Here is a 24,530-nt window from a genome sequence, read left to right on the forward strand (position 1 = left end):
GCCCTGTTCGACCAGGTGCTCGGTATGGACAAGATGGGCGCGCGCTCGGGCGACGGCGTCTTCGGCGCGCTGCAGTTGGGCCAGCGCACGATCGAGTGCCTCGCGCTCCAACCGCGCCATGGCCTCGGCAGTGGGCGGGTGCCCTCGGGTGTACTCGGCTTCGCGGGCGTCGGCGAAGGCCTCGCGGCGGTCGGCTGAGGCTTCGCGGCGGTCGGCTGAGGCTTCGCGGCGGTCGGCTGAGGCTTCGCGGCGACTGACGCCTGACGCCGACATCTCGACAGTCGTCTCACGCATCTCGAGCGCGATGTCGCGGGCGTCGGCGGCCGCCTCACGCACCGCGACCGCCGCCTCGCGGATCCGCACGTCTCGCTCACGGTGCACGGCTGCCCGCACCTCGCGCTCGTACCAATCGTCATCGCCGGAATCAGATGCCCGCATAACGTTCACTGTCCCCCTGAGGCGAGCAGTTGTCGATGACCGGCCGCGCGGCTACACTCCGCGCACCGGTCAGGGAATGGCCGATTCACGCACCGGCTGATAGACATCCGCCTTCCGCAAGCCGCCACGCGCGCCGCAGTGGATGCTGTCCTGCGCCTGCACGTCGAGTCGGCTTTGCGCCGCAGCGGGGAATGGCCTGCGCGGATCGAGCGGGGATACGCCTAGGAATGTTTCCCAGGTCACGTGCTGGTCGGTGATCTACAAAACCGGGACCGGAGTCCGCAATGGGGAGCGGGCGCCGCCGAGCAGGGAAATATCCCGTGCCTTGGGGTGGAAGAAATCTGTTGTGGCGGAGAGTTGGACGCCGGGGAGGCCGTGGACGATCACGACACTGTCTTCGCTATTGCTCGCCCGCGGAGGGGCATCGGGGTCCACACGGCGCTGTAGTGAGCGCAGCGTGCAGCGGCCCGACCCGAACAGCAGTACTCGCGACCCTCGCCCTCTAGTCTCCCTGCGTTCGCGGGCTGAGTGTTCTCCTCGCGCCGCGGGTCGCTCGGTCTTGCCGCCGGCTCTCGGCGGGGGACATCATTTTCCTATGTCGACCGACGAGCAGCGCCACACCGGCGCCGACGGATCAGACCTCGAGCAGCGCGAAAAGGCCTTGGCCGAGAGGGAAGCCGAGCTTGTGCGCCGGGAAGCCCTGCTGCGGGCACGAGAGAACGCGCTCGCGGTGCGCGAGCAGTCCGCCGATGAACGCGAGACCACAGCCGATGAGGGGCGGAGGGCCGCGGATGAGCGTGAGAGCGCCGCCGACGAGCGTGATGAACTCGCCGGTCGGCGCGAACGCAGTGTCGGCGCTCGTGAAGACGTCGCCGGTGAGCGAGAACGAGCAGCGGGCAGGCGCGAAGAACGTCTCCATACCCGGCAACGAGGACTGGATGGCCCAGACCACAGCATCGGGATGGCACGCCATTTGCTCACCCAGCAGACTTGGGAATTAGTTGATCGAAGCCGAGTGCTGTTGGAGGCGAGTTTGGAGCGTCTGGAACGCAGCAAGGCCGCGCTGGAGCGCTCGGAAGCCAGCGGCCGGCGTGAACAAACCGAGATCGACCATGGCTAGCCGAGAGTCAGCGTGAGTGCGGTGACCAGCGCAGTCCGTCGGACGTTGCCGACTCCCTCTCGGCACCCGGCCCGGATCGACACGGCCCCAGCCGCGAATAACGATCCATGGGGTCCGCCATGTGGGTGCTGTCAGTGGGTGTCAGGTGTCTGCTCGTGGAGAGTGAGCAGCAGCTGGTCGAGGGCTGTGACGTTGTTCGCCGGTGGGCGGGGTAGCTGCGGCAGGGCGGCGATGAATCGGCAGACTCATCCTCCACGGCCTTCGTTCTGTTCACGTGCATTCCTTGGTCGGAGCACATGATCAGGCGAAGGCCGCTTCCTAGTCCGGCGAATCCTCAAGCCAGCCAAACGGTTTGGAACTGAACCATGAAGAACAAGCTTAGGATCGGTTTAGGGGTTGTCTTGCTGGACGTCTTCGTTGTCGGCCGCGCCGTCGGGCCCGGGTCCGTGTACCGAACTCATTTCCCACCTCCTTCTCGTCGTGTAGTGCGCGGATCCAGCACGATGTGCTGGACTCAGGCGAGGGGCAGGCGGCTCGGGGCAGGCAGGTTTTCGGCCGCCCGGTCGAGCAGCACGCACACCTCCAGGTCGGTGACTGGTGTGAAGTCCACGTACCAGGGGCCGATCGAGCCGAACAGTTGCCGCGATTGCAGACAGATGACATGGTCAGCGACCCGGGACAGGGCACGCAGCGGCCGAGTTCCGCCGACAGGTACGGCGAACACCACCCGGTCCGCGCCCCGCATGCGGGCGTTTACGCAGGCCGCGTAGGCGCTGGCGCCGGTGGCGAGGGCGTCGTCGACGATCATCGCGGTGGCGCCGGCCAACGGCAGCCGCGCGTGATCTCGGCGGTAACGGGCGACGCGGTGACGCAGCTGGTGTTGCTGCTCGCGGGTCACCGCGAGTCGTTCGGGCTCGGAAACCGCTGCGCGCGTGACCATCTCGTTGTCGATGACGCGCTCCGCGCCCTCGCCGACGGCACCGAAGACCAGCCATGGCCGGTCCGGGACGGTGAGTTTGCCGATCACTACGACGTCGAGGGGGACACCGAGTGCGGTCGCGACCTCGTAGGCGACCGGCATTCCGCCGCGCGGTAGGCCCAAGACCACCACCTCGGGTCCGGACAGGGCCCGCAGGTGTTGGGTGAGTTGCCGTCCTGCGTCACAACGATCGAGAAAAACCATGCTCTGCTCCTGAGATGGGTGTCGCACACGGTGCGAGCCGCGCTGCGGGACCCGGAGAAAGCGACTCGAACTCTACGCCGTGAAACGCGCAAACTACACAGCAGCCACACAGTTGCTCGAAGAGTCGAATACCTACCAGCTGGTAGTTGGTCTCGTCGCCCGATGTGAGGTTCGGGCTGGTCACTTCAGTCGTCGACGCTGTCACCGACCAGCCCACTTCGAGGGATGTAGTCAAACTGGACGATTGCTCGAAACACTTTGGGGAGCACTGGCCCTGGTGAGAGGATCGGCGGGCACCGGTTCACCAGCCACCGTCTCGCGGCAACCGCAGCCACCGGCTCCCACGCCCGCGGCGCGGTTTGCTTGCCACCTCGGGCCGAGGAGATCCTCATCCAGCACCGGAAGTACCGTGCACCACCTGGCGCGACCCCCACGCCGCCCGTGTCACTGGTTCGTCCTCGAAGGTGAGCGAGCGGCGGCGAGGAACCTCAGGTGGCGAGCCATGTGCTGGTCAAGGTTGCCGTGGTGTTCCGGGATCGAGTGTCTGCGTCACCGGATCGACTGGGCAGGTGGGCTCCGTGGGTTAGCCCGGGGTTAGCCCCGGAGCCCGCCCCAGAGGGAAGGTGTCAGCGGTGACGTTTGCGGCGCTGGGGGGTCTGCCCGTCTCTGGTGTTCGGGGTGAGGGCGAGCACAGCCAGTCCGGTATCGCGGATGAGCAGGTCGAGGTCGTCGAGCACTGCGCCGACGGCGTCGCTGACCGCTCGCGCTGCGTCCACGGTGGTGTGGGGCTGGTCGAGTACCACCTTCAGGGTGTGCAGTTGCAGGCCGACGTCGAACAAGTGCCGCACCAGGTGGTCGCTGGTGTAGGCGAATGCTGCCGCGTCCGCTCCTGAGAGCCCCGTGCCGGGCTCATCGAACCGGGGCGGCGGCGGTATTGCGTCGGCGATCGAGTCGGTAGGCACGACAGACACCACAGCGTCGTCCATGCTGATCTCCTGAGTCTCGGGCGGGCGAGATCCGGAGCCGCGCTACAGGACTCAGGAAGACGGTACGTCAGTTGATGGTTTCCCTGAGTATATCCCCAGCTGATGGCCGGTAGAGGCGTTGGTCACCGCCGGTGACCATCACGGTGATCGCGGGGGCGGTGAGCGTGGCTGCCGGGAGGCTGGAGCTGTGGTGGCGAGGGGTCGGTGCCGGCGATGGCGCAGACCATGTCCGCCGCGACCGGCGGCGAGTTCGATGTTGCGCTGCTGGAAGGTGCTGCTCAGCACCTCGAACGTCTCCCGCTCCTGGCTCGCGTGGTGCGGCAACGGCATGCATATTCGTTGTCTCGTCCGCTCGCTCACGCCGCTGCGGCGAGTGGATGGGGCTCGCCGGTCAAGGTGGCCAGCGCCGAGGCGACTTCCTCGAGGCTGGCGAGGGTGTAGATGACGGTCGAACCTTCGGATTTGCCTGTGGTGTGTCCGGCGTAGGCGCGGGCGACGGCGAAGCCGAAGTTGCGTTCGACCCATTTCAGGGTGGTGTGGCGTAGCCAGTGGGTGGTGATCTGCTGTTTTCCACCCAAGGCAATTCATAACCGATGCGGGTCCAGAGGCCGTCGTAGCGGCGTCGGGTGATCGGTTTGCCGTTGCGGTAGCGCAGTAGTTGTTCACCGGGTTGGGTGCCGCGCTGGCTGGCGTGGTGGAGCAGGTTCGCCATCAGGGTGGGTGAGATCGGTTGCCAGCGAGGGGCTTTGCCTTTCTCGACGAGGTAGATCAGGTATTGCTGGGGTCGCTGGCCACGCTCATCGAGCAGCTGATCGCGCGCCGAGCAGGGCGGAGACGGAAGCGGTCCGGCAGCCGCGCAGCAACGACGGCAGCCGCGCATCAACGATTACGGCGCATTTGATCATGGTTGTGACAGCGACCATGTTGCGTGCAATTGCCGCCGGGAGGCTGATCGTTATCGGAGGTCACGCTGAGCGGTGGAGGAGATGATCGGGACCTGCATGTGCTGGGTGAGCAGGCCTGTGCGGAGGTCCGCGCCCAGAGTTGCGGGCATCGACACGATCTGTGTGCGGGCGTTGAGGCCGCCGAAGAGCACGATGTGGCCACGGCGTGGGTCGGGGAACGCGTTGAGTGCGAACGCGGTCCGGTACAGGGTGCGGCGCTGCCAAATGAGTTGAGCAGCTGATGTTTTGGTGGATGGAAGAGTGACTGTGGCCATGCCTGTGTGCACCGTCAGCAGTTGGTGGAGGTGGTGGGGTCCACGTCGCCGCCGTAAGTGCTCAGGACTCCGCGGGCTGCGGCGAAGGCGCTACTGCGGTGTATGGAGGCGGAGGCTGCGCAGACAAGAATGACGACGCCACAATGGGCCAAAAGTATTGCTGTAGATCGTTTTACGGACATCACGGGGCTCGCTTCTCATCGGGGGCGGATTCGGTAGTGTGGGTGGAATGGGAGAGGGGCGCCGGTGGGGCGGGTACGGGCGTCATGGGCAGGACGTGGGAAAGCCGGGTGAGGACGTCGTCGTAGTGGATGGCGGTTGAGACCTGCAGTGAGCGGCCGTCGGCGTCGCGGACGAGGCGGCCGTCGCGTTGGATGCGCACGGTCTCGGTGGTGAAGTCGACGAGGGAGTCGTCGAGAGCGGCCAGGAGGGTGACCGGGTCGCTCATCCAGCTGCTCGGTACGGCGTTGGGTGCGCGGCGGGTGCGGTGGGTGAACCATCGGGTGGCGTTGTGGGCGATCAATTCGAAGTCGAATGGTGCCTCGGGCATGGTCAGCCATTGGTTCAGCCATTGGTAGAGAGGCGAAGCGGGGGTGATGGCTAGTGCGTCGTGGTTGGTGTGGGTGCTCATCACCAGCCGTGGCCGGTGCGCGAGCCGCATGACCAGGCCGAACGCGTGCGGGTCCATCCTGACGTTGTGCGAGGCACGATCGGGACGCCGATAGCTGTCGAGCCAGCCGCCCATCATCGTGAGCTGGATCTGCTCGCACAGATCGGGGCGGTCGATCAAGATGTTGTCGAGGTCGGTGACCGGTCCCATCCCGACCCAGAGCACCGGCTGGGTCGAGGTTTCACACGCGTCGACGACGTAGTCCACGACATCGGTGCACACCGGCGCGGTCGTGCCGACGAGTCCATCCATGAGGAAGCGTTGCTCGGCTCCAGGCGGTCGGTGACCGGCGAGGACCTTCACGTCGCGGCGGCCGAGCCGGTCGAGCAGCTCGCGCGCCAAGTGCGCGCGCTGGTAGTCGCGGGTTTCGTCGGTGGTGATCACCGTCAGGTGGCCGACGGTGCGTGCGGCGATCCACAGGGCCAGCGCGTCATCGAGGTCGTAGCCGATGTCGGTTTGCACCAGCACGTGCGGTGCGTTCGTCTCCCGGAAGGGACAAGGGAACATAGAAATACCTTTCGAGTCAGACTTACTGGCGGACAACAGCGTTGATGCTCCGAGAGGAGAGCTGTCTCCTCGCGCGCGCCGGGGAGGTGATGTGCCCGATGCGTAGAAATGTGGCGAGGCCCCAGCGCTGGAGATACCAACCACTGAGCTCTATCCAGCACTCGGCCAGCCGCAGGGCGATAACGCAGCAAATCAGGATGCACGCGCTGAGGTAGAACGTTCGCAATACGACGGCCGTCACACCGGCGACCGCGGTGAGCAGGATTCCGACGATCGCGAGCGCCACGATGAGCGGGCTCGCGATGGTCAACCGGGGCGATCGTCCTGACCGTGTTCATCGCAGACTCCTATGCAGTAGCGGCAATTGTTGGACCGCGATGTCGTAGTCGCGCTGGGCCTTTAGCAACGCGGCGATGGTGCGGTCGGTGTCAGGGCATGCTCGATAGCTCAGCCAGCAAGCGGTGATCTGTGAGACCAGCTCGCCGATCGCGACGGCATCGGCGGGCATATCGAGCAGGACGGCGATCGTCTCGTTGACGGCCCGAATCACCTGGGCGAGTTCAGCATCGGAGCCGCGACTCGGGGTGGGCTCTGTTTGTGTGTGCCGCTGGTGTGCGCGAAGCAGCCCGGCGGCGAAGCCAGACCAAGCAGGACTCACCTGAACCAGGTTCACAGCTCGGTGCCGCGCGCCGGGCCGCCCCATCGGAGAGCAACGGCGTGTGAGCAACCGCCGGGCACGCGCCCAACTGTGCGGGGCAGGCGAGGGAAGCGGGCGCACCACGGCGAAATGGCCGACCCAGTCCGCAGCGTGGGGAAGCCCCACCCCAGGCACAGTGGTGTGCAGAGGTATCGACACCCGGCTCACCTCGCGCTCTCAGGATCGAGCCCACGCCCCTCACACCAGCCGAACGGCAGCCGCACCCGACCAGCGGTGACGTCCTCGATGAGTTCGGCGTAAGCGCCGACGACCTGGGCGAGATGGAACCAGGCGTCGTGGGCGTGCAGCTCGTCATCGGTATGGCGCAGCAACCACGACGTCCACGCATACACCCGGGCGACATGGCCGAACACTTCCCCCAGGGACTGGATATGCTGGCGCACAACAGGATTGCGGCGAAGATGGACCAGCGCCCACGAAAATTGATCTCGGATTCACGGGCCTCGATCTCGACCAGCACCGCATACACATCCACGTCACCGCGCCGGCCCGGGTCCACCCGTCCCGGAATGAGAGAGGCATGAAGATCGGCCAGCTCGCGTACTGACCCCAACAGTCCTGGTGCACTCGGGAGCCGACCTGCCAGGGCGGGTACCAACTGATCCGGGGGAGGCAGTGGCTCGCCACCCAAGGCCGGATAGCTGAACCCGTGCGAGCCTGACCCGCCGACCAGCAGCGAAATGGCCTCAGCCGTACCCATCACAGCGCTTCGACCGCGGTGAACGGCCGGGCATGCTCCGGGCCGAGAGTGCAGCGCGTGATCGTGCGGCCGTGTTGGACGTATCGAACCACATTCGCGCACAGTGCCTTCAGAGTGTCGCTAGGCGCGTCGAAACGAGTGCGCGCTTCTTCGAGTTCCACGACGAGTGAGCAGTCGACGCGGTGCAACAGCCGTAGGTAACCATCATTGCCGCCGGGGCCGAATACGCGGTCACCGGCAGCCAGCGCGGCACGCCCCGATCCTCCAACGAGGATCGGGGCGTTTCGTCATGTCTGGGCGGGCAACAGTCGGTGCGTGGTCGTCGTCTCGCCGCCGTCCCGCACCACTCGCACCGAGACCTCGCCGGGCCCGATGTCGGCGACGGTCACCCGGTCGCGGTCGCGGATCAGCGGGGGACGATCGAGCATCCAGGCCGCTCCGTCGTGGGCTTCGAGGCGCATCGTCCACATCCCGGTCTCCTCGCGGATCATCCTCGGGTAGCTGGAGGTCAACGGTGTGACGAGCACCTCGGGGGCGTCCTCGATCATTCTTCGGTCGGCGGGCCGCCGGGACGCAGCCGCTCCCAGGCCATCTCGCCGTAGTCGATCAAACGCTGGACGGCTTCGCGCAGACTCACACCCTCGGCTGCCATGTAGGACTCCAGGGCGGCTTCGTTGTTGTCGCTGATGCCGACGAACAGCATCGCGTGGTCTTCGCCGTCGGGGTGGTAGATGCCGGTCATGCGGCATCGCTGGGGTTCACGCGGGCACTCCGTTCGGGGTGGGTGGTTTGAAGGGCGGGAGCCAACCGGGTACGTCGTCGAGCCATATGGAGGGCTCAGGGATTGCGCCGCGCTCGATGCGCGCCCACAGGGTGTCCGGCGTGGGGTGGTGGCGTTGGCACATCTGCGTGGTGTCGAGGTACTCGATCGCGGCCGGGCACACGTAGCGGTCCATGCCCTGCCACCACTCACGAGCGGTGCGGGTGCTCCATCCGGGACGCCGCTGCGCGCCCAGGCAGACGGCGGGGCTCGGTATCCACACCAAGCCCTTGTTGTACCAGCGGCCGAAAGTCGCCACGGGCACGTTCGCGATCTCGGCGAACGCCGTGACGCCGATGTAGCGGGGCGCTTTGGAGCGGCGTTCAACAGTGGCCCGCCGCAAGGCCATAGGCCTCACTCGGTGACCTCGCGGTCGGTGACCTCTGTGGCGACGACGTCGATGAACGGGCTCGGCAGCTCGTCGGCGGAGCGGCCGGTCAGCACCATCATCTCCGCGGCGCTGATCGGGTCGGACTGGAAGCCGTTCTTATCGACAGCGCACCACGACCCGTCGCTGTGCTGGACCCAGCCCGTAGGTTGGTCGTCGTCATCCAGGACGGGGCGGGTTCATTCCATCACCACCGAGGCGTAGCCGAGCGCGGCAACGTAGACCATGCAGGTGTGGCCGTGCTCCTGGTGCATGTCGAGCAGAAGGCTGGCGTGTTCGACGTTCTCGATCTGCGGGACAGAGGCGCAGTTGCGGCCGAAGTACCGCCATCGGCCGATCACTCCGAGCGGAGCGACGGCGCTCACTGCCCGCTTCGCCTGCTACGCGGCAGTGGCTCTCTACGCAGGTACGCGCGGAGGTAGAAACCGATCATCGACAAGGCCAGTACGGCGATGAGAAGGATCTGATAGGCGGGCATTGGGCGATACCCCTCGAGTGCGTGTGTTGCGTGTCAGTGTGGGAGTGCAACCAGCGCCGAGGCGAAGCTCCGACCTCGCAGTTGTCGGGGCTTCCAAGGATCGGAGCTCGCTCGGACACTGGGTGCAATCTCAGATTCGCACTGGCAACGAGCCTGGAGTCCTACCCGAGTCGTACCGTGTAGTACCAAGGTGGTAATGGCATTGACTATCGGCCGCCGCTACGCTTGATGGGGCGAGGGGGCCACTTCCGACTGAGGGATTTCACCATGGCAGCGGTTGGCATCGGCGAGCGTATCGCCATCGAGCGCCACAAGGCAGGTAAGAAGCAGGCGCAGCTGGCGAAGCTGATGGACTACAGCATCTACATGGTCCAGGCTGTTGAGCAGGGCAAGAAGAGGCCGTCACCAGGGTTTATTGCCGCTGCCGCGAAGGCGCTCGGGATCGACCAAGAAGTTCTACGCGGCACACCCTACCGAGACACGCTCGAAGAGGACGGCACGCTGGAGGGGATCACGGAACTGCGTGCGATCCTGTGCGAAGGCGAATATGTGCAGGGCGTGGAGCCGCCACCCGTCGCCGAACTTCAGGCGACCATGCAGCGCGTCAATGATGAGGATCGGAAAGGCAACAGCCGCAAGGCGTTGGCGCAACTGCCTATGCTGATCCGGCAACTGTACGGTGCGCTGCACAACGATCCCGACGATCCTGTGGTGTACGAGCTGCTGTGCAGCGCCTACAACGCGGCGGACCGGATGTGCCGACGGTTCGGGTTCATGTCGCTCACCATCCCCGCGGTAGACCGTTACGACTGGGCCGCCGCGCATTCCGGAGATCCGCTGGCATCGGCTGTCGGCAAGGTTATGCGTACCCGCTTGCTTGTGTACCAGCACAGCATCGACCTGGCACTGACGCTTGTAGACAGGGCGCTGGAAGAAGCTCGCGGCGACAGCGAGGATGCACTGTCCGTACTGGGTGCTGCTCACCTCGCCGGCGCGGTTGCTGCTGCGCGGGGGTTGCGACTGGATGTCGCGCGCGCCCACATCACGGAAGCGCGAGCGATCGGTGCGCGCCTCGGCTTCGAAACCAGGTCTTACGAAACCCTTTTCGGCCCCGCGAACACCGAAATCCATGCAGTCGGTGTCGAGCTTGAGGCTGGAGATCCAGGCAAGGCCGCACGCCAGGGCTCGGAACTCATTTTGCCCGCCTCGATCGCGAAGACCCGAGCGGGGCATTTGTGGCAAGACATCGCGGCTGGGTTCGTGATGACAGGCCAGCGTGAGAAGGCGATAAAGGCATTGAACGTCGCGCGCAAGATCGCACCGCAGCAGACAAAGCTGCATCCGAGTGTGCGAGAAACGCTTCAGGCAATCGCGGCCAGCGAGAAGCGCAGCACGGGCAGTACGGCCGAGTTCGCTCGTTGGCTGGGCGTCTCGGTCTAGGTCGCGGCCTCCGTGCCGAGCACGAGGGGTGGCTCCTGCGCGTGGGGCACGCGGATGCTCGTAAGCTACAGCTGGAGCTACAGTTCGCCATTGGTGGACCGATGCGGTCCTGAATCTTGCCTGGTAAACCAGGGTTTCTACTGTGCGCCATCAGGGACTTCGACACACTTTGTCCATCCGCAGCCATAGCTGCGGTGTTCATGCGGTAGAGATTAGCGCTCGGTCCGGCTTAGGTTCAAGATTGTTCGTTCGTGGGTGTCTTCGGCCTATTGTTTGATTCAGTAGTCCGGGTGGCCCAACATGCACGGGCCTGGTCTATCGGCCCGTGGTAGTCGAGCTTGGCGGCCATGCATACTCACGTCTTGCCGGAGCTATTGCGCTGTGATTGTTTGCGTAGGAATAGAGCTGCTGCAATGGCCGACCCTGCGCTGCCGACGGCCCCGGGTCGGGCGCGGTTCGAGTTTGGATAGGTAAGGCAGCCGCATCTCGATGCGCAGGACATTCCGACCGAAGCCGCCGTATCCTGCTGCCCGACGCCTGAGTGATCCTCGAATCCCCTACCTACCCAACGGCGTTCAGCCCGTGCGGTCGGGTACACCGACGGTGCACCCGACCGCGGTCGCAACGCTACATCTTCGTGTTTACGTGATCCTTGTCGGTGGTCCGGCGGTAGGTCTCCCAGAATGTGGCGCCGGGAATGTCGAGTGCGTGGGGGTCGAAGACCGGGTCCAGACCCGCCTTCTTCTGGCGTTCGTAGTCGCGCAGTGCTTTGTAGGCGGGCTGCTGAAGGACGATGATGCCGATGATGTTGAGCCAGGCCATCAAGCCGACGCCGATATCGCCGAGGGTCCAGGCGTCGGTTGCGGTCGAGACGGCCCCCACGGCGACGGAGACCAGGATCAGGGCCTGAAGCAGGAGGGTGATGTTCGAGCCGATCGTGCCGCGGATCAGTGGCACCGGAATGGGCGCGTACTTGCCTAGCAGGAACCGCAGGTTCGTTTCTGCCATGTAGTAGTAGGCGATGATCGTGGTCAGGCAGAAGAAGGCCAGCGATACGGCGACGAATGTTGCTCCGGTGCCGCTCCACAGTGTGTCGAAGCCGACCTGGGCGAAGGCGGGCCCGACCGCGGCGTCCTTGGGTAGCGCGCCACCTTCGGCGAGCACTGGACCGGTCGCGGATTCGCCGTCGAACACGCGGTAGGCACCGGTGGACAGGATGAGGAAACCGGTTGCGGTGCAGATGAAAAGAGTGTCGACGTAGACGGCGAAAGCCTGCACCAATCCCTGTTTGGCGGGGTGGGAGACTTCGGCCGCCGCCGCGGAGTGCGGCCCGGTTCCCTGGCCTGCTTCGTTGGAGTAGACGCCGCGTTTGACACCCCACATGACCGCTGAGCCGATGATCGCACCGAACGCCGCGTCGGCGCCGAACGCGCTGGCGAAGATCAAGCGGATGACCGAGGGGAGTTCTGTGGCATTGGCGATGACGATGACGAGGGCGACCGCGATGTAGACGATGGCCATGAACGGCACCACGATCGAGGCGAACGCGGCGATGCGTTTGACGCCGCCGATGATCACAAAGGCCAGCACGATGACCGTGCCGACGGCCACGGTCCATTCCGAGATGTCCCAGGCCTGGTGCATGGCCGAGGCCATCGAATTCGATTGCACGCTGGGCAGCAGCAGGCCGCAGGCCAGCACGGTGACCGCTGCGAAGATGAACCCGTAGATCTTGAAGGCCGACGCTGCCGGGGTGTGTGCCATCGCTTTGCTGAAGTAGTAGGCGGGACCGCCGCGGTATTCGCCGGTGAGGCGATCGCGGGTCTTGTAGATCTGACCGAGGGTCGACTCGACGAAGGAGGTCGAGGCGCCCAGGAAGGCCACGGCCCACATCCAGAACAACGCACCGGGCCCGCCGAAGGCGATGGCCGTAGCCACACCTGCGATGTTGCCGGTGCCGACCCGGCCGGACAGCGACATGGTCAGGGCTTGGAACGACGAGACGCCCGACGGCGACTTCTCGCCCGACATCATCAGCCGGATCATCTCCGGGAACTGGCGTACTTGAACGAATCTGGAGCGAATCGAGAAGTACACGCCCGCCGCTAGGCACAGGTAGATCAGTGCGTTGCTCCAGATGTACTCGTTGATCGTGGCGAGAAATTCGGTCAAGGCGTGCTCCTATCGAACTATCGACATCGACGGAGATCCTCGCAGGATCGAAGCCGTCATTTGTTACAAATCGGTCACTACGGCGTTAGGTGGGGCCGATGCCGATCGGACGGTTGCAGGCCCGAAGTCCATCCCACCCCTGCGGGTAGCGCAGCCCTTGACGGGCCGGTTTGGGTTTGCCGGTGGGATGGGGTGCTCGAATAGCGGCAGACCCGCACGATGGCCGGTCCATCGCGGATGACACAGTCGCGGCGGCCGACAGCCCCGATTTTCGTGGATGACGTGCTGGGCCGTTACGGGTGCTCGGCGTCGTAGTGCTCACGCCATCGGTCGATGAGCGGAACCAGTTCGTTGGTCATGTAGGTGTAGAAGTCCTGCATCTCGTGCATTCGGCGGGCGGTGACGGTATCCGTGCTGGTGGCGTCGATGCCCTCTTGGGCGGCGTCGCGCATGGTGGCCAGCATCGTGTTCTGTTGGGACATCAATGCCGCCCACGCGCCCGCGCGGAAACGGTAGTGATCGCGGCGGCTGCCTGGGGCGGGTACGCGTTCGATCAGCCCCACCGGGATCAGGTGCTTGATGGCAGCGGATACCGCGCCGGAGCTGATCGCCAGTTCCTCGCACAGATCGGCCGCGGTCATCGTGTCCTGTTCGGTGTAGAGCAACGCCGTCATCACCCGTGCGGTGGAACGCTGCATGCCGCCGCCGTCGGACAAGATCAGGGCCAGCTTCTCCGCAGCTGCCCGCAAGCGCTCGTTGGTTGTCACCCCGAAACTCTAGCAAAGCTCCATACGTTCTGAATATTTACAGATCTCTGAAAGTTGGATACCGTCATCGCATGGTGAAAGCTATTGAGCTGCATGAGCTCAGCAAGTCCTACGGCGAATCCAGAGGCCTAGCTGAGCTTTCTCTCGAGGTGTACCGCGGGGAGGTGTTCGGCTATCTCGGTCCGAATGGAGCGGGAAAGTCCACGACCATCCGTCTGCTGCTGGATCTGATCCGGCCGACGAGTGGCTCCGCGCGGGTACTCGGTCTGGATCCGCGGGCTGATGCGGTCGAGTTGCACGCGCGAATCGGTTACCTGGCCGGCGATGTCGTGGTACCGGGACGTCAGCGGGTAGGTGTGATGCTGCGGTTCTTGGCGCGCCTGCGTGGCGGCGTGGACACCGCGCGTATCGATGGACTGTGTGAGCGGCTCGAGTTGGACCAGTCCGCGCAGGTGAGGAGTTTGTCGAAAGGGAATCGGCAGAAGCTGGGCCTGGTTCAGGCGTTCATGCACACCCCGGAGTTGCTGATTCTGGACGAGCCCACCTCGGGATTGGACCCGCTCGGTCAGCAAACGTTCCTGGACATGGTGACCGAGGCGGCGGGCAACGGGCAGACGGTGTTCATGTCCAGTCACATCATGAGCGAAGTCGAGGCGGTGGCCGACCGGGTCGCCATCATCCGTGCGGGTCGGCTCGTGGCGTTGAACACGGTGGCGGGATTGCGCAGCAACACTGTTCGCGATGTCGAGATCGTCTTCACGGCACCGGTACGGGCCGCGGAGTTCGCCGCGATATCGAACGTGAGTGCCGTCGAGGTCGCCGACGCGGTCTTGCGGTGCAAGGTGGCCGGTAGCCCTGATGCCCTGTTGCGGGCCGTGGTCGGGCATTCCGTGGTGGCGATGACGGTCACCGAGCCGGCGCTGGAGGATCTGTTCCACGACTACTACACCGGAGCGTTCGATGCTGCCTGAAATCTACACCCGTACTGTCCTCGATCATCGCCGCGCGACGGTGGCCTGGGCGGTCGGTATCGCAGTGGTTGGCTTGATGTATGCGAGCTTTTACCCGCAGGTCTCTGAGGGCGGTATGGCCGACTCGGTGGCGAACTATCCCGAAGCCATGCGTGAGGCGCTTCGGTTGAACGATATGTCCTCAGCCGCAGGCTATCTCGGTTCGAGCGTGTTCGGGCTGCTGCTGCCGCTGCTGGCGATGGTCTACGGCGTCAGCTTCGGTGCCCGCGCGATCGCGGGGGACGAGGAAGCCGGCTACCTGGACCTGTTGCTGGCCTACCCGGTCAGCCGTGTCGGGCTCGCATTGCAACGTTTCGCGGCGCTTGTCACTGGGGCGGTGGCGATCGGGCTGGTGGTGTTCCTCGGCATGCTGGCTATCCGCTCCAACGCCGAGCTCGATTCGATCAGTGTCGGCGAGTTCGCCGCGCAGTGTGTGAATCTGGTTTTGCTAGGGATCACCTTCGGTGCCTTGGCGATCGGCCTGGGTGCCGCGACCGGGCGGCGAGGTCCGGTACTCGCCGGTGCCGCCGGGCTCGGGGTACTCACCTACGCCGCACACAGCCTCGCCGGAATCATCGGCGTGAGTTGGTTGCGATACCTGTCGCCGTTCCACTACTACATCGGCGGCGAACCCCTGCGCAACGGTATGCAATGGGGGGACGCCGCAATGCTTGCGGCGATTTCGGCGGCTCTGGTCATCGCCGGAGTGACCCGGTTCGGTCGACGCGATCTCAACGTCTGACCGAGACAGCATGAGTTGGGTGATGCGTGCGCGTAGGAAGGAGTCCGAGGTCAGCGCAGTGTGGTGGCGTGGTCGAGGATGACATATTGGGCGGCGGCCCAGGCGAGTGAGGTGATATCGGTGAATTCGGCGTGGCCGATTCCGGCGAGCACCCGCAGATCGGTGTTGTTGCTGGCTCGTCTGGCTGCGTTGATGTAGCGGCGGCTCTGTTCGACGGAGACGACATGGTCGGCATCACCGTGGATGGCGGTGATGTGTGTACTGCCCTGAGAGGTTGGTGACGCGGCTGGCTGGTGGGTGTCCGCCGAGTGCGGTGTGGCCGCGGTGGTGATTGTAGGTGTGCAGCCAGGCAGGCAGGGCAGCGCGGCGTTCGGCCTCGGTGCGGTAGGGGCGGGCGTAGGCCCATTCGGCGAGCAGGGTGCGGTTGAAGCGTTCGACCTTGCCGTTGGTCTGGGGCCGGTAAGGCCGGGTTCGTTTGTGGGTGATCCCGGCCTGGGTGAGGATGTCGCGCCAGAGGAACGACTTGTAGCAGGCTCCGTTATCGGTGAGTACCCGTTTGACGTGTATTCCGTTGGTGTGGAAGAAGTTCTGTGCACGGTTCCAGAACGCGACGGCGGTTTCCTTCTTCTCGTCGGGCAGGATTTCACTGTAGGCCAGGCGGGAGTGGTCATCGACAGCGTTGTGCAGATAGCTGGAGCCGACATGACTGTTTCCATAGCGGTCCAACCTCTTTCCGGGTGTGCGGGTGCGGTTGTTCTTCCCGGCCTGACGCCCCAGGACACGGTGGCCACCGCCATCAGGGATGTTGCCCAGTTTCTTGATATCGACATGGACCAGATCACCGGGCTTGTCGTGTTCGTAGCGTCGGATCACCTGCCCGGTAGCGCGGTCCAGGTGCCGCAGCCGGGCCATCTTGTAACGGCGCAGAACCTGGTGCACCGTCGAGGGATTCAACCCCAGCAGGTATCCGATCCTGGCGGGTCCCCACCGTCGCAGCAGCCGGACCTTGATGATGCGCCGCTCGGTTACATCTGGCTCGGACCCGACTACCCCGACACAACTACTGCTATCACCGACCTACTCGATGGCCGCGCAACACGGCCGTAGCGCCGACCGAGGGAAAAGTGCTCAGTTCGGGGTCGGCGGACCGGGATCGCACCCCGTCGTTTCATGTGCTCTGCCGAGGAAATACAGGCCGGTGCGGGCAGTTTCGCGGGCCGCCCGAACTTGGCCGAGGGTTGTGGCGGAGGCCAGTTGGTTGCGTGCGGTATTCAGCCGGTCCGCGGCCTCGGCAAGCAAGCCGAGCGCGGCGTCGTCCTGGGCAGCGAGCGTGGTGAGTTCGCGGCCCAACCGGTCGACGTATCCGCGAACCTCATGCTTTGCCTCTTCGACCCGCTCGGCATCGCCGGACCATTCCCTCGAGATCCACCACGCGATGAATGCCAGCACCGCTATGACCAGAACCAGGAACAGCAGCCGACCCACACCGTCAGCTTACGACCGGCGCGCAGGCTGTCGCAGCGGCGGCTCGCGCGTGTTCGTACTCGGTGTCGGATTTGCCACCACACAGCATTTACGGCATCTTTACGGGTGGTGTGCCGGGAAGTCTGGTCGGCGACCCGGCTCGTGATCACGGGGCGGGCGGTCCGGCGATGGGGAGTGCGGGGTGTGCACATCTGCGAGTTACGCGGCGGTATTCGCGACTGATGACGGCTGTCGCGGCGAATGCGTGACTTATCTGGTTGCCGAGGTCGTATCGTGCTTGTGTGCAAGCACGCCAGATCGCCGAGGAGTATCCGTCGGTGACCAAGGATTCCGATGCGCTCGCTGCGGCGAAACTGCTGGCCGAGTATCGGTTGCCGGGCATTGTGGTGACCGACGGCGAGCGGGTGCCGCGTGCGGTGCTGCCGGCATCGCAGGTCGTGCGGTTCCTGGTGCCCGGATATGTGCAGGACGACCCGTCGCTGGCAGGGGTGCTGTCGGAATCGGTGGCAGACCGGACCGCAGATGCCTTGCGCGGCAAAACGGTTGGCGAGATGCTGCCCGACCCGAAGGCCAAGCCGGTGCTACCGGTGGTCCGTGCCGACGACACGGTCATCGAGGTGGCCGCGTTGATGGCTCGTGCGCGTTGTCCTTTGGTCGCAGTGGTCGAGGGCAAGCAGATGATCGGGGTGATCACCGCGTCGCGTCTGCTGCAGGTGGCGTTGACTCGAACCTGAGCGGGTTTGTGGTGGCGGAGGCCAGCCGGTGACGGCGGTCGCGTTGGTGACCTTCGTGGTGGCGTACACGCTGATCGCCACCGAACGCATCCACAAGACCAAGGCCGCTCTCGGCGGCGCGGCGGTGGTGCTGGGGCTGGGTGTCCTCGATTCCGGTGAAGCGTTCTTCTCCCACGACACCGGCGTCGACTGGGATGTCGTGCTGCTGTTGTTCGGGATGATGATCATCGTCGGCGTGCTGCGGCAGACGGGAGTGTTCGAATACACCGCGATCTGGGCGGCCAAGCGCGCCAAGGGTTCTCCGGTGCGGGTGATGATCCTGCTGACGGTGATCACCGCTGTCGCGTCGGCGCTGCTGGACAACGTCACGACCGTGTTGCTGATCGCACCGGTCACGGTGCTGGTCTGCGATCGCCTCGGTATCCGGGCGGCGCCGTTCTTGATCGCGGAGGTACTGGCTTCCAATATCGGTGGTGCTGCCACGTTGATCGGTGACCCGCCCAACATCATCGTCGGCAGCCGAAGTGGGTTGTCGTTCAACGACTTCCTGGCGCACATGACACCGATCGTGGTGCTCGAACTGGCGGTGTTCACGCTGGTGTTGCCCCGGCTGTTCCGTGGATCGTTCGACGTGCGACCGGATCGGATTGCCGAGGTGATGGCCTTGAACGAGGGGGAGGCCATTCGGGATCGGACGCTGCTGATCAAATGCGGTGTCGTGCTGGCGGCGGTGTTCACCGGGTTCGTGGCGCATTCGCTGATCCATGTCGATCCGGCGGTGGTCGCGCTGCTCGGTGCGGGTGTGCTGGTGGTGATCTCGGGAACCGAGCCCGGCGACTACTTGTCAGGGGTCGAATGGGAGACGCTGCTGTTCTTCGCCGGCTTGTTCATCATGGTCGGCGCACTGGTCAAGACCGGGGTGGTGGCGACGATGGCGCGCTGGGCCGCCGATGCGACCGGCGGCCGTGCGCTGGTGGCAGTGCTGCTGATCCTGGTGGTGTCGGCGGTGTTGTCCGGCGTCATCGACAACATCCCCTATGTGGCCACCATGAGCCCGTTGGTGGCCGACTTGGCGGGCACGATCGACAACCCGGTGCACGCTGACGCGCTGTGGTGGTCGCTGACCCTCGGATCCGATTTCGGCGGCAACCTGACCGCGGTTGGCGCCAGCGCGAACGTGGTGATGCTCGGCATCGCCGCCCGCGCAGGCACCCCGATCTCGTTCTGGGAATTCACTCGCAAGGGCGCGGTGATCACGGCCATCACGATCGCCGTCGCGGCGCCCTATCTCTGGTTGCGCTACTTCGCCTTCGGATGAAGCAGCCAGAGCAAACGAAGGAAGCAATGTTCATCAACCTATGCGATACCACCGGCGCCGCCCTCGAGCACCTCGGGATGGCGTTGGGCTGGGATCCGGTGCAGCCCCGACGGTTCGGCGGCCGCACCCGCGATATCGACCTGAACGCCGCAGCGTTGCTGTTCGCCGGTACGCAAATCATCGATGTCGTCTATCACGAGCAACTCAGCTCCCGAGACGGCTCGGTCCGCCACCTCGGCGACAGCATGACCGGTGAAGGAAAAGGCGACAACGAAGTGGTCACCGTCGACCTGACCCGGATACCGCCGCAGGTAGACACCATCCTCTTCCTCGTCACCTCGTACACAGGCCAAAGCTTCGACCAGATCGACAACGCCTTCTGCCGGGTGATCGACAGCACCTCTGGCACCGAGATCGCTCACTACAACCTCAGCGGCGGCGCACACACCGGCCTGGTGATGGGCAAAGTCGTTCGCGCCGCGAACTTTTGGCGATTCGAGCCCCTCGGTGCGACGATCCACGCCCAACATCCCGTCGAAGCCGTCCCGCACATGGCACCGTTCCTGACGACACCACAAACATCGTCCGATACCTGAGTCCCACTGTCACTGTCGGCTCAGTGGTCGTCGCTCGAAGGTGTCGAGTCTGGTTTCGGGCGAACTCCGACCCACCCGCGACGATCCGCCTACGACCGCTTGTTCGACCTCGACAGCGAAGGGATCGCCTGATGGCCACCAAACCCTCGACCAACGGGCCACGCAACATCGGATCCGAAATCGCATATCTGGCATGAGATCTCAAAGCCCCCACCCTGCTGACGCCGTTGGCCGGCTTGCCGAGCGCGCCCGGAGCGAGGGCTGGAGCCATGAGAAATTCCTGGCCGCCTGTCTGCAGCGCGAAGTCGCCGCTCGCGAAGCCCACGGCGGCGAGGGGCGCATCCGTGCTGCGAGGTTCCCGTCCCGGAAGTCGTTGGAAGAGTTCGACTAGACCACCAACGCTCCCTCAAACGCGACACCATCACCCACCTGGGCACGCTGGATTTCATCACTGCCCACGAGAATTCGTGTTCCTCGGCCGCTGCTGAACGCGCGCACCGGGCGATTGAGGACTTTTCGCCGGGTTCGTGCGGGCTTCGCCGCGAAGATGACCAGATGCTCGACATTTACGCCCGCCCGCCGATGGGCGGATGATCTGTGTCGATGAGTTCGGGCCGTTGAATCTGTAGCCCTGAGCTGGGCGGGGCCTGTTTCGGCCGGTGCCGATTCACCCGTCGGCTTCCGGATCGGAAGAAAATTTTCGAGATTGATGGAACCGATCCGGAACGAGCGGCGTCCAACTCAGTGACACAACAAATCTCGAACCCGAAAGGCCAGATGAAGACCATCCGAATCGCCGTGACACGGTCGCCAGCGGTTATGCGTCACTGTGCACGCAGCCGCGGAGCGCGGACAGGTTGTGCTGCAACGACGTTGCGGGTGGACTCAATCAGGACATGAGCGCGGGACTGACGATGGACACGGACACTGAGGGCCTTCTGCTTACCGGACTCCCGGTGGTCGCAGGTCGCCGTAGCGCGGCGAGGCGAACACCTTTTCAATACCGGAACCTGCTGGGCTACTGCAACATCCGGAGCTTCTCGTGTGGCGTTGCAAGCAAGAACGGCCGCTGAGTACCGCCCGGAAGAACTGGGAAAGCTCCGTGATTGATGGAACCGATCTCGGTCATGAAGCGTCTAACCATATAGAACAGAACACAACTCGGGCGTGACCATTCACGACGTGAAACCCTAGCTAGTGTCCTGCGCCTGAAATTCGTTGAAGATATTTCGCCAGGGAGTTGAGAATCTCCTCGGCGGTCTTCTTCCATACGAACGGTTTCGGGTTGTCGTTCCATGTCGTGATCCATGCGTTTACCTGGCGTTCGAGTGATTGGACGCTGGTGTGCACGCCTCGCCGCAGGAGTTGGTCGGTGAGGTATGCGAACCAGCGTTCCACCTGGTTGAGCCAGGAGGAGCCGGTCGGTGTGAAGTGCACGTGGAAGCGAGGGTGCCGTGCCAGCCACTCGTAGACGGCGGGGGTTTTATGGGTGGAGAGGTTGTCGCACACGATATGCACGTCCAACTCGGCCGGCACCGCCTTGTCGATGGCGACCAGAAACTTCTTGTACTCGGCTGCGCGGTGGCGTCGGCGCAGCTCGCTGATCACGGTGCCGTCGGCGATGTTGAATGCGGCGAACAGTGTTGTGGTTCCGTGGCGTTGGTAGTCGTGGGTGCGTCTTTCGGGCATGCCCGGCATCATCGGCAATACCGGCTGGGATCGGTCCAGTGCCTGGATCTGACTCTTCTCGTCCACGCACAGCACCACGGCCCGCTCGGGCGGATTGTGGTACAGGCCAACAACATCGACGACTTTCTCCACGAACAGTGGGTCGGTCGACAGCTTGAATCCGTCCTGAATATGTGGTTTGAGGTCGAACTTGCGCCAAATCCGCCCGATCGTCGATTTCGACAGCCCGCTGTGGGCCGCCATCGAGGCCCGCGACCAGTGCGTCGCGTTCACCGGGCTCGACGCCAACGTGTCGGTGAGGACCTCTTCGACTTGGTCGAGCAGAATCGAGGACGGTCGGCCGGGTCGCTGCTCGTCGGCCAACCCTGCCAGGCGGGAGGCTATGAACCGCGACCGCCACTTGCCCACCGTTGGCGCCGAAACACCCAGCCTTGCAGCAACTTCAGTATTAGGGGAAGGCTCGGCGCAGGCAAGCACGATCCGGCACCGTAGCGCATACGCCTGCGACGAACTCGCCGCACGCGCACCACGGATCAACGCCGCCCGCTCCTCATCACTGAGCACCAATTCGGCCTTCGGTCGCCCCATCGCCACGCACCGAACCTACGCTCCACCAACACATCCCGGAACTAATTGAACGAATTTCAGGCGCAGGACACTAGTCGGGGTCTATACAAGCCTGGTGTTGGGGAGCTGCAACTCCCCAACACCCGGAGCTGCGCGCATGCGCAGCCGTTCGCAGTAACAACCAACTGATAGGAACTCGCAATGAACCGCATCCGCAAGGCTGTCGCCGCAAGCTCAATCGTACTCGCCGGAGCGGCGCTCGGCTCGGTCTCGACCACCTCTGTCGCTCAGGCGACCCCTCTGGGTTGCACCGCAGGATACCTTGCCTTGGGGGCGTCAGCCTTGAGTGCGCCTGCTGCGACCACGGGCGTCGGCGCGGGAGCTGTCCTCTTGGGCGCGAGCTCCGCGACCGCAGTGATATTCGACCAGTGTGAAATGTTCGAAGAAGGTCAGGTCATCGATATTCCAGCAGGAGCCACTTGCTACGCGATAGATACCAGGGCCGTGGTTCCATGCCCGACGCGTGCCCCTGTGTACACGGGTATGGTCTGAAGTATATAATCCCGGAACCGGAACTGTAGCAGAGAGCGAGCGTGACTTCGATGGGCTTGGCAAGGCGATTAGCATTCTGGCTCAACGTAATCGCGCTCGTTTCTCTCATTGTTGCTGGCGTTGAAATACTGCGTAGTACGAAGTCTCCTTTCGTTCTGGTTCTCGTGTTCGGCGCAGCTGCTTTGATGGGTCTGCACGTAGTCCAGCAGGTGCTCAGGGTCAATTCGGATAAGCAGGATTAAGAAACTAACACTATTGTCCTAGCGCGCCCGATGCTCGGTTGCCTCAACCAGGAGGCACCTGTTCGGGCGGTGACGCGCTGACCGAATCGCATGGCACCACACGGCCTGCACTGATTGCGGGATGCTATTCGCCGAGGACATTGCGTGACTGCACGCCAGAATTAGCGCAGCCACTCACCGTAGCCGCAGGCCCGGTCGACGACACTGCCGCCTTCGAAGTCGCCTTGCGGCTCAAGGCTATCGGCGACCCAGTTCGGGTATCGGAGTCGGCGGTCAGCCACCACCTGACCCAGCTCCGCAACGCGGGCCTCGTCGAGCCCGAACGCCGGGAAATGAACACCGTCCACCGCGCCCGCCGCGATGCCTCACCGCCCTGTGCGTCGTCCTCGACCCCAACTGCTGCCCCTGATTCGACTGCCTCGCGCCTCATAGCAGGGTAGTGGTGACAGTTCTGCCGATCTGAAACCGAATTTCGCAGCGTGGCTGGCAGTTCGGGCGAGTACTATCGCGGCACTGCCCGCTCGACGAAGAGCGTCGAGACCGCTAGGCGCCGTCGAGGAGTTGTCTGCGATGACCGGAGCTGTCGCGTTGATTGCTGTCGCCGCGTTCGTCGGCATCGCTGTCCTTCTGCGCTTTCAGAATCGTCGAAATGCCGCTCTGGATCAAGACGATCCGGGAGGGGACGGCAGAGAAGCTGAACAGGCCCATACTTAGTTCTGCCTAGTCCAGTGGGGGCCTCGAGGCTTGATCAGGGTCGGTCGTTCGTCCTGGCGGTGGCCATGCCGCGCGGATCACCAACAGTCGATCCGAGGCGCTCAACAGCGAGGTGTCGAGGTCGACGCGCCAGCGCAGCCGGTCCCCGCGGCGCACAGCCAGCACAAGCGATCCGCAATCGCTCGGATAGTGCCCGATTTCGTTGGCGCGCACCGGGCGTTCTGCGACAACCCATTGCGGGGAGGTCCACATGGCCCGCCGGAACTCGGTGAGCAGGCCGGGACGACGGATGCTCAATCCGACCAGCCGTCCGATGAGTTTGCTGGTCACGACGACTTGGTCGGCGCCCAGGTGTTCGGCCACGCCTTTCCAGCCGCCCGCGCGTAAGGATGTGCAGATAGTGGCGTAGTTGTTGAGCCCACGTACCGCGGAGGTGATGCGCACAGCTTCGCTGTCCGCACCGACCGCGATGGTGACAGCGAGGGCGTGACCTGCTCCGGCGCAGCGCAGGACGTCGAGGTCGCGAGCGTCGCCGAGGATGGAGTGCGCGCCATCGTTTCGGGCCAGGGCGGTGCGCGCGGGATCGGTGTCGATGACGGTCAATGGGGACCCAGGGCTGGCCTCAGCGATCGCGTGCGCGGCGTTGCGGCCGGTACCGCCGTATCCGATGACAATCGAGTGTGCGGTCAACGCAGGGCTCCTGGTGTTTGGGCAACGTGTGATCACCTCGCCGACCAGTCTTCCCGGCACTCCGGGCGCTCACGGTAGCAGCTCGGCCCGGCGAGGACTGGCAGTCCGCGAGGTGTGTTGGCGGGGGAACGACGGCACGGCTGGTAGTCAAGGCGCCAGCAGCAGTCCGACTCCGACGAGCAGAAGCGGAATCAGCACGGCCGCAATGACGATGGCGAGCAGTGCACCGCGACCGGGGCGTTGCTGAGGCCAGAACCCGGCCGCGCCCGCAGAGTAGATGGTGTATGGCGGGGTGTAGTAGAGCTGTACCGGTCCACGAGTGGTGTCGATGTCGAGCAGGGCTTTGCCGACCTGCCACCAGGTGTACTGCGAGTACAGCTGAACGCGGTAGTGCCCTGGCGGCACCATCACGTGGTTTCTTCCCGGCGCCAGGGAATACCGCAAGCCATAGCCGAAATCGGCCACCATGGTCAGGTGCCGATACCGGGATTTGATCGGCGTGCTCGCCTCGATGAAGACCGCCACGGCTGAGGTGGGTGCAGGGCGCTGGAAGGGAGGCTGTGTCCCCGGGGTAAACATCATGAG

The 24,530-nt window shown here is 64.5% G+C and carries 28 protein-coding genes and 3 pseudogenes; 9 read left to right on the forward strand and 22 right to left on the reverse strand.

Annotated elements, in window-relative coordinates; genetic code table 11:
• Positions 1-363 (reverse strand): hypothetical protein (locus ON39_RS07775; protein WP_373283672.1); only part of this gene is annotated, 363 nt, incomplete at its 3' end.
• A gap of 144 nt (positions 364-507) precedes the next feature.
• Positions 508-681, reverse strand: a complete 174-nt coding sequence (locus ON39_RS48520; RefSeq protein WP_157195415.1) for a hypothetical protein — start codon at positions 679-681, stop codon at positions 508-510.
• A gap of 352 nt (positions 682-1,033) precedes the next feature.
• On the opposite strand from ON39_RS48520, the gene ON39_RS48525 reads away from it, so the two are divergent.
• Entirely contained in the window at positions 1,034-1,558 is a 525-nt protein-coding gene (locus tag ON39_RS48525; protein ID WP_146251266.1) for a hypothetical protein, read from the forward strand.
• Positions 1,559-2,072: 514 nt separating this feature from the next.
• Here the strand turns inward: ON39_RS48525 and ON39_RS07790 are convergent.
• The 12 genes from ON39_RS07790 to ON39_RS48535 all read right to left on the reverse strand — a co-directional run bounded on the left by ON39_RS07790 (position 2,073) and on the right by ON39_RS48535 (position 9,114).
• Positions 2,073-2,741: a phosphoribosyltransferase gene (locus ON39_RS07790; RefSeq protein WP_040732600.1), complete on the reverse strand. Its 669-nt coding sequence runs from the start codon at positions 2,739-2,741 to the stop codon at positions 2,073-2,075.
• A gap of 626 nt (positions 2,742-3,367) precedes the next feature.
• On the reverse strand, positions 3,368-3,727 hold the full coding sequence (locus tag ON39_RS07795; protein WP_040732601.1) for a hypothetical protein: 360 nt from the start codon (positions 3,725-3,727) through the stop codon (positions 3,368-3,370).
• 356 nt (positions 3,728-4,083) lie between these two features.
• Positions 4,084-4,305 (reverse strand): hypothetical protein, encoded by a 222-nt coding sequence (locus ON39_RS45705; RefSeq protein WP_051186392.1) that lies wholly within the window; start codon positions 4,303-4,305, stop codon positions 4,084-4,086.
• 377 nt (positions 4,306-4,682) lie between these two features.
• Complete coding sequence (locus ON39_RS48530; RefSeq protein WP_146251267.1) at positions 4,683-4,946, reverse strand: hypothetical protein; 264 nt, start codon at positions 4,944-4,946, stop codon at positions 4,683-4,685.
• Between the two features lie 181 nt (positions 4,947-5,127).
• Positions 5,128-6,123 carry a nucleoside hydrolase gene (locus ON39_RS45710; RefSeq protein ID WP_083894306.1) on the reverse strand — a complete coding sequence of 332 codons (996 nt, stop codon included), beginning with the start codon at positions 6,121-6,123 and terminating at the stop codon, positions 5,128-5,130.
• Positions 6,124-6,145: 22 nt separating this feature from the next.
• A complete protein-coding gene (locus ON39_RS07810; RefSeq protein WP_040732602.1) occupies positions 6,146-6,433 on the reverse strand; it encodes a hypothetical protein in 288 nt (95 codons plus the stop codon).
• 24 nt (positions 6,434-6,457) lie between these two features.
• Entirely contained in the window at positions 6,458-6,673 is a 216-nt protein-coding gene (locus ON39_RS07815; protein ID WP_040732603.1) for a hypothetical protein, read from the reverse strand.
• 311 nt (positions 6,674-6,984) lie between these two features.
• Positions 6,985-7,224: a hypothetical protein gene (locus tag ON39_RS07820; RefSeq protein WP_040732605.1), complete on the reverse strand. Its 240-nt coding sequence runs from the start codon at positions 7,222-7,224 to the stop codon at positions 6,985-6,987.
• A gap of 604 nt (positions 7,225-7,828) precedes the next feature.
• Positions 7,829-8,089 carry a hypothetical protein gene (locus ON39_RS07830; RefSeq protein WP_040732607.1) on the reverse strand — a complete coding sequence of 87 codons (261 nt, stop codon included), beginning with the start codon at positions 8,087-8,089 and terminating at the stop codon, positions 7,829-7,831.
• Positions 8,086-8,283, reverse strand: a complete 198-nt coding sequence (locus ON39_RS07835) for a hypothetical protein (protein ID WP_040732608.1) — start codon at positions 8,281-8,283, stop codon at positions 8,086-8,088. Before ON39_RS07835 ends, ON39_RS07830 begins: the two co-directional genes overlap by 4 nt.
• Before the next feature lie 16 nt (positions 8,284-8,299).
• Positions 8,300-8,710 (reverse strand): hypothetical protein, encoded by a 411-nt coding sequence (locus ON39_RS07840; RefSeq protein ID WP_040732609.1) that lies wholly within the window; start codon positions 8,708-8,710, stop codon positions 8,300-8,302.
• A gap of 218 nt (positions 8,711-8,928) precedes the next feature.
• The gene (locus ON39_RS48535; protein WP_110293790.1) at positions 8,929-9,114 is read right to left on the reverse strand and encodes a hypothetical protein; all 186 of its coding nucleotides are present in this window, start codon (positions 9,112-9,114) and stop codon (positions 8,929-8,931) included.
• Between the two features lie 380 nt (positions 9,115-9,494).
• Here ON39_RS48535 and ON39_RS07845 point away from each other — a divergent pair, with 380 nt between their 5' ends.
• Positions 9,495-10,667, forward strand: coding sequence for a helix-turn-helix domain-containing protein (locus tag ON39_RS07845; protein ID WP_040732669.1), 1,173 nt, complete (start codon positions 9,495-9,497; stop codon positions 10,665-10,667).
• Positions 10,668-11,294: 627 nt separating this feature from the next.
• Here ON39_RS07845 and ON39_RS07850 read toward each other — a convergent pair.
• Positions 11,295-12,839: an alanine/glycine:cation symporter family protein gene (locus tag ON39_RS07850; RefSeq protein WP_040732610.1), complete on the reverse strand. Its 1,545-nt coding sequence runs from the start codon at positions 12,837-12,839 to the stop codon at positions 11,295-11,297.
• Positions 12,840-13,132: 293 nt separating this feature from the next.
• Entirely contained in the window at positions 13,133-13,537 is a 405-nt protein-coding gene (locus ON39_RS07855; RefSeq protein ID WP_083894309.1) for a GbsR/MarR family transcriptional regulator, read from the reverse strand.
• A gap of 140 nt (positions 13,538-13,677) precedes the next feature.
• On the opposite strand from ON39_RS07855, the gene ON39_RS07860 reads away from it, so the two are divergent.
• The gene (locus ON39_RS07860; RefSeq protein ID WP_040732611.1) at positions 13,678-14,577 is read left to right on the forward strand and encodes an ABC transporter ATP-binding protein; all 900 of its coding nucleotides are present in this window, start codon (positions 13,678-13,680) and stop codon (positions 14,575-14,577) included.
• Positions 14,567-15,358: an efflux permease Rv1217c-related protein gene (locus tag ON39_RS07865; RefSeq protein ID WP_040732612.1), complete on the forward strand. Its 792-nt coding sequence runs from the start codon at positions 14,567-14,569 to the stop codon at positions 15,356-15,358. The genes ON39_RS07860 and ON39_RS07865 overlap by 11 nt, the downstream gene beginning before the upstream one ends.
• 234 nt (positions 15,359-15,592) lie before the next feature.
• Here ON39_RS07865 and ON39_RS07870 read toward each other — a convergent pair.
• Together ON39_RS07870 and ON39_RS07875 are read right to left on the reverse strand one after the other, a co-directional pair.
• Positions 15,593-16,393: pseudogene (locus ON39_RS07870) on the reverse strand (IS481 family transposase); the annotation flags it as partial.
• 93 nt (positions 16,394-16,486) lie between these two features.
• Positions 16,487-16,843, reverse strand: coding sequence for a hypothetical protein (locus ON39_RS07875; RefSeq protein WP_040732613.1), 357 nt, complete (start codon positions 16,841-16,843; stop codon positions 16,487-16,489).
• A gap of 281 nt (positions 16,844-17,124) precedes the next feature.
• Between ON39_RS07875 and ON39_RS07880 the strand changes: the two genes are divergently transcribed.
• The 4 genes and pseudogenes from ON39_RS07880 to ON39_RS50010 all read left to right on the forward strand — a co-directional run.
• Complete coding sequence (locus ON39_RS07880) at positions 17,125-17,577, forward strand: CBS domain-containing protein (protein WP_040732614.1); 453 nt, start codon at positions 17,125-17,127, stop codon at positions 17,575-17,577.
• 28 nt (positions 17,578-17,605) lie between these two features.
• On the forward strand, positions 17,606-18,895 hold the full coding sequence (locus ON39_RS07885) for an ArsB/NhaD family transporter (RefSeq protein ID WP_040732615.1): 1,290 nt from the start codon (positions 17,606-17,608) through the stop codon (positions 18,893-18,895).
• Positions 18,892-19,491, forward strand: coding sequence for a TerD family protein (locus ON39_RS07890; RefSeq protein ID WP_246003080.1), 600 nt, complete (start codon positions 18,892-18,894; stop codon positions 19,489-19,491). Before ON39_RS07885 ends, ON39_RS07890 begins: the two co-directional genes overlap by 4 nt.
• Positions 19,492-19,622: 131 nt before the next feature.
• Positions 19,623-19,944 (forward strand): annotated as a pseudogene (locus ON39_RS50010) (ATP-binding protein); the annotation flags it as partial.
• Positions 19,945-20,685: 741 nt separating this feature from the next.
• Here the strand turns inward: ON39_RS50010 and ON39_RS07900 are convergent.
• A complete protein-coding gene (locus ON39_RS07900; protein WP_040732618.1) occupies positions 20,686-21,768 on the reverse strand; it encodes an IS630 family transposase in 1,083 nt (360 codons plus the stop codon).
• Positions 21,769-22,681: 913 nt separating this feature from the next.
• On the opposite strand from ON39_RS07900, the pseudogene ON39_RS47055 reads away from it, so the two are divergent.
• A pseudogene (locus ON39_RS47055) lies at positions 22,682-22,950 on the forward strand (ArsR family transcriptional regulator).
• A gap of 134 nt (positions 22,951-23,084) precedes the next feature.
• Here ON39_RS47055 and ON39_RS48540 read toward each other — a convergent pair.
• The 3 genes from ON39_RS48540 to ON39_RS07915 all read right to left on the reverse strand — a co-directional run bounded on the left by ON39_RS48540 (position 23,085) and on the right by ON39_RS07915 (position 24,470).
• On the reverse strand, positions 23,085-23,249 hold the full coding sequence (locus ON39_RS48540; RefSeq protein WP_157195416.1) for a hypothetical protein: 165 nt from the start codon (positions 23,247-23,249) through the stop codon (positions 23,085-23,087).
• A 12-nt stretch (positions 23,250-23,261) separates the two neighbouring features.
• Entirely contained in the window at positions 23,262-23,945 is a 684-nt protein-coding gene (locus ON39_RS07910) for a potassium channel family protein (RefSeq protein WP_157195417.1), read from the reverse strand.
• A gap of 147 nt (positions 23,946-24,092) precedes the next feature.
• Positions 24,093-24,470: a hypothetical protein gene (locus ON39_RS07915; protein WP_040732623.1), complete on the reverse strand. Its 378-nt coding sequence runs from the start codon at positions 24,468-24,470 to the stop codon at positions 24,093-24,095.
• Between the last annotated feature and the right edge of the window lie 60 nt (positions 24,471-24,530).

It is taken from the genome of Nocardia tenerifensis NBRC 101015 (assembly GCF_000308715.1).
In the GTDB taxonomy this organism is placed as follows: Bacteria; Actinomycetota; Actinomycetes; order Mycobacteriales; family Mycobacteriaceae; genus Nocardia; species Nocardia tenerifensis.

Coding starts and splice junctions, on each gene's coding strand:
- ON39_RS07790 (WP_040732600.1), bottom strand. CDS start 2,741: ATGGTTTTTCTCGATCGTTGTGACGCAGGACGGCAACTCACCCAACAC.
- ON39_RS07835 (WP_040732608.1), bottom strand. CDS start 8,283: ATGACCGGCATCTACCACCCCGACGGCGAAGACCACGCGATGCTGTTC.
- ON39_RS07855 (WP_083894309.1), bottom strand. CDS start 13,537: ATGCAGCGTTCCACCGCACGGGTGATGACGGCGTTGCTCTACACCGAA.
- ON39_RS07860 (WP_040732611.1), top strand. CDS start 13,678: ATGGTGAAAGCTATTGAGCTGCATGAGCTCAGCAAGTCCTACGGCGAA.
- ON39_RS45710 (WP_083894306.1), bottom strand. CDS start 6,123: ATGTTCCCTTGTCCCTTCCGGGAGACGAACGCACCGCACGTGCTGGTG.
- ON39_RS07840 (WP_040732609.1), bottom strand. CDS start 8,710: ATGGCCTTGCGGCGGGCCACTGTTGAACGCCGCTCCAAAGCGCCCCGC.
- ON39_RS07900 (WP_040732618.1), bottom strand. CDS start 21,768: ATGGGGCGACCGAAGGCCGAATTGGTGCTCAGTGATGAGGAGCGGGCG.
- ON39_RS07890 (WP_246003080.1), top strand. CDS start 18,892: ATGAAGCAGCCAGAGCAAACGAAGGAAGCAATGTTCATCAACCTATGC.
- ON39_RS48540 (WP_157195416.1), bottom strand. CDS start 23,249: ATGGGCCTGTTCAGCTTCTCTGCCGTCCCCTCCCGGATCGTCTTGATC.
- ON39_RS07845 (WP_040732669.1), top strand. CDS start 9,495: ATGGCAGCGGTTGGCATCGGCGAGCGTATCGCCATCGAGCGCCACAAG.
- ON39_RS07795 (WP_040732601.1), bottom strand. CDS start 3,727: ATGGACGACGCTGTGGTGTCTGTCGTGCCTACCGACTCGATCGCCGAC.
- ON39_RS48525 (WP_146251266.1), top strand. CDS start 1,034: ATGTCGACCGACGAGCAGCGCCACACCGGCGCCGACGGATCAGACCTC.
- ON39_RS07830 (WP_040732607.1), bottom strand. CDS start 8,089: ATGATCGAGGACGCCCCCGAGGTGCTCGTCACACCGTTGACCTCCAGC.
- ON39_RS48530 (WP_146251267.1), bottom strand. CDS start 4,946: ATGGCCACAGTCACTCTTCCATCCACCAAAACATCAGCTGCTCAACTC.
- ON39_RS07865 (WP_040732612.1), top strand. CDS start 14,567: ATGCTGCCTGAAATCTACACCCGTACTGTCCTCGATCATCGCCGCGCG.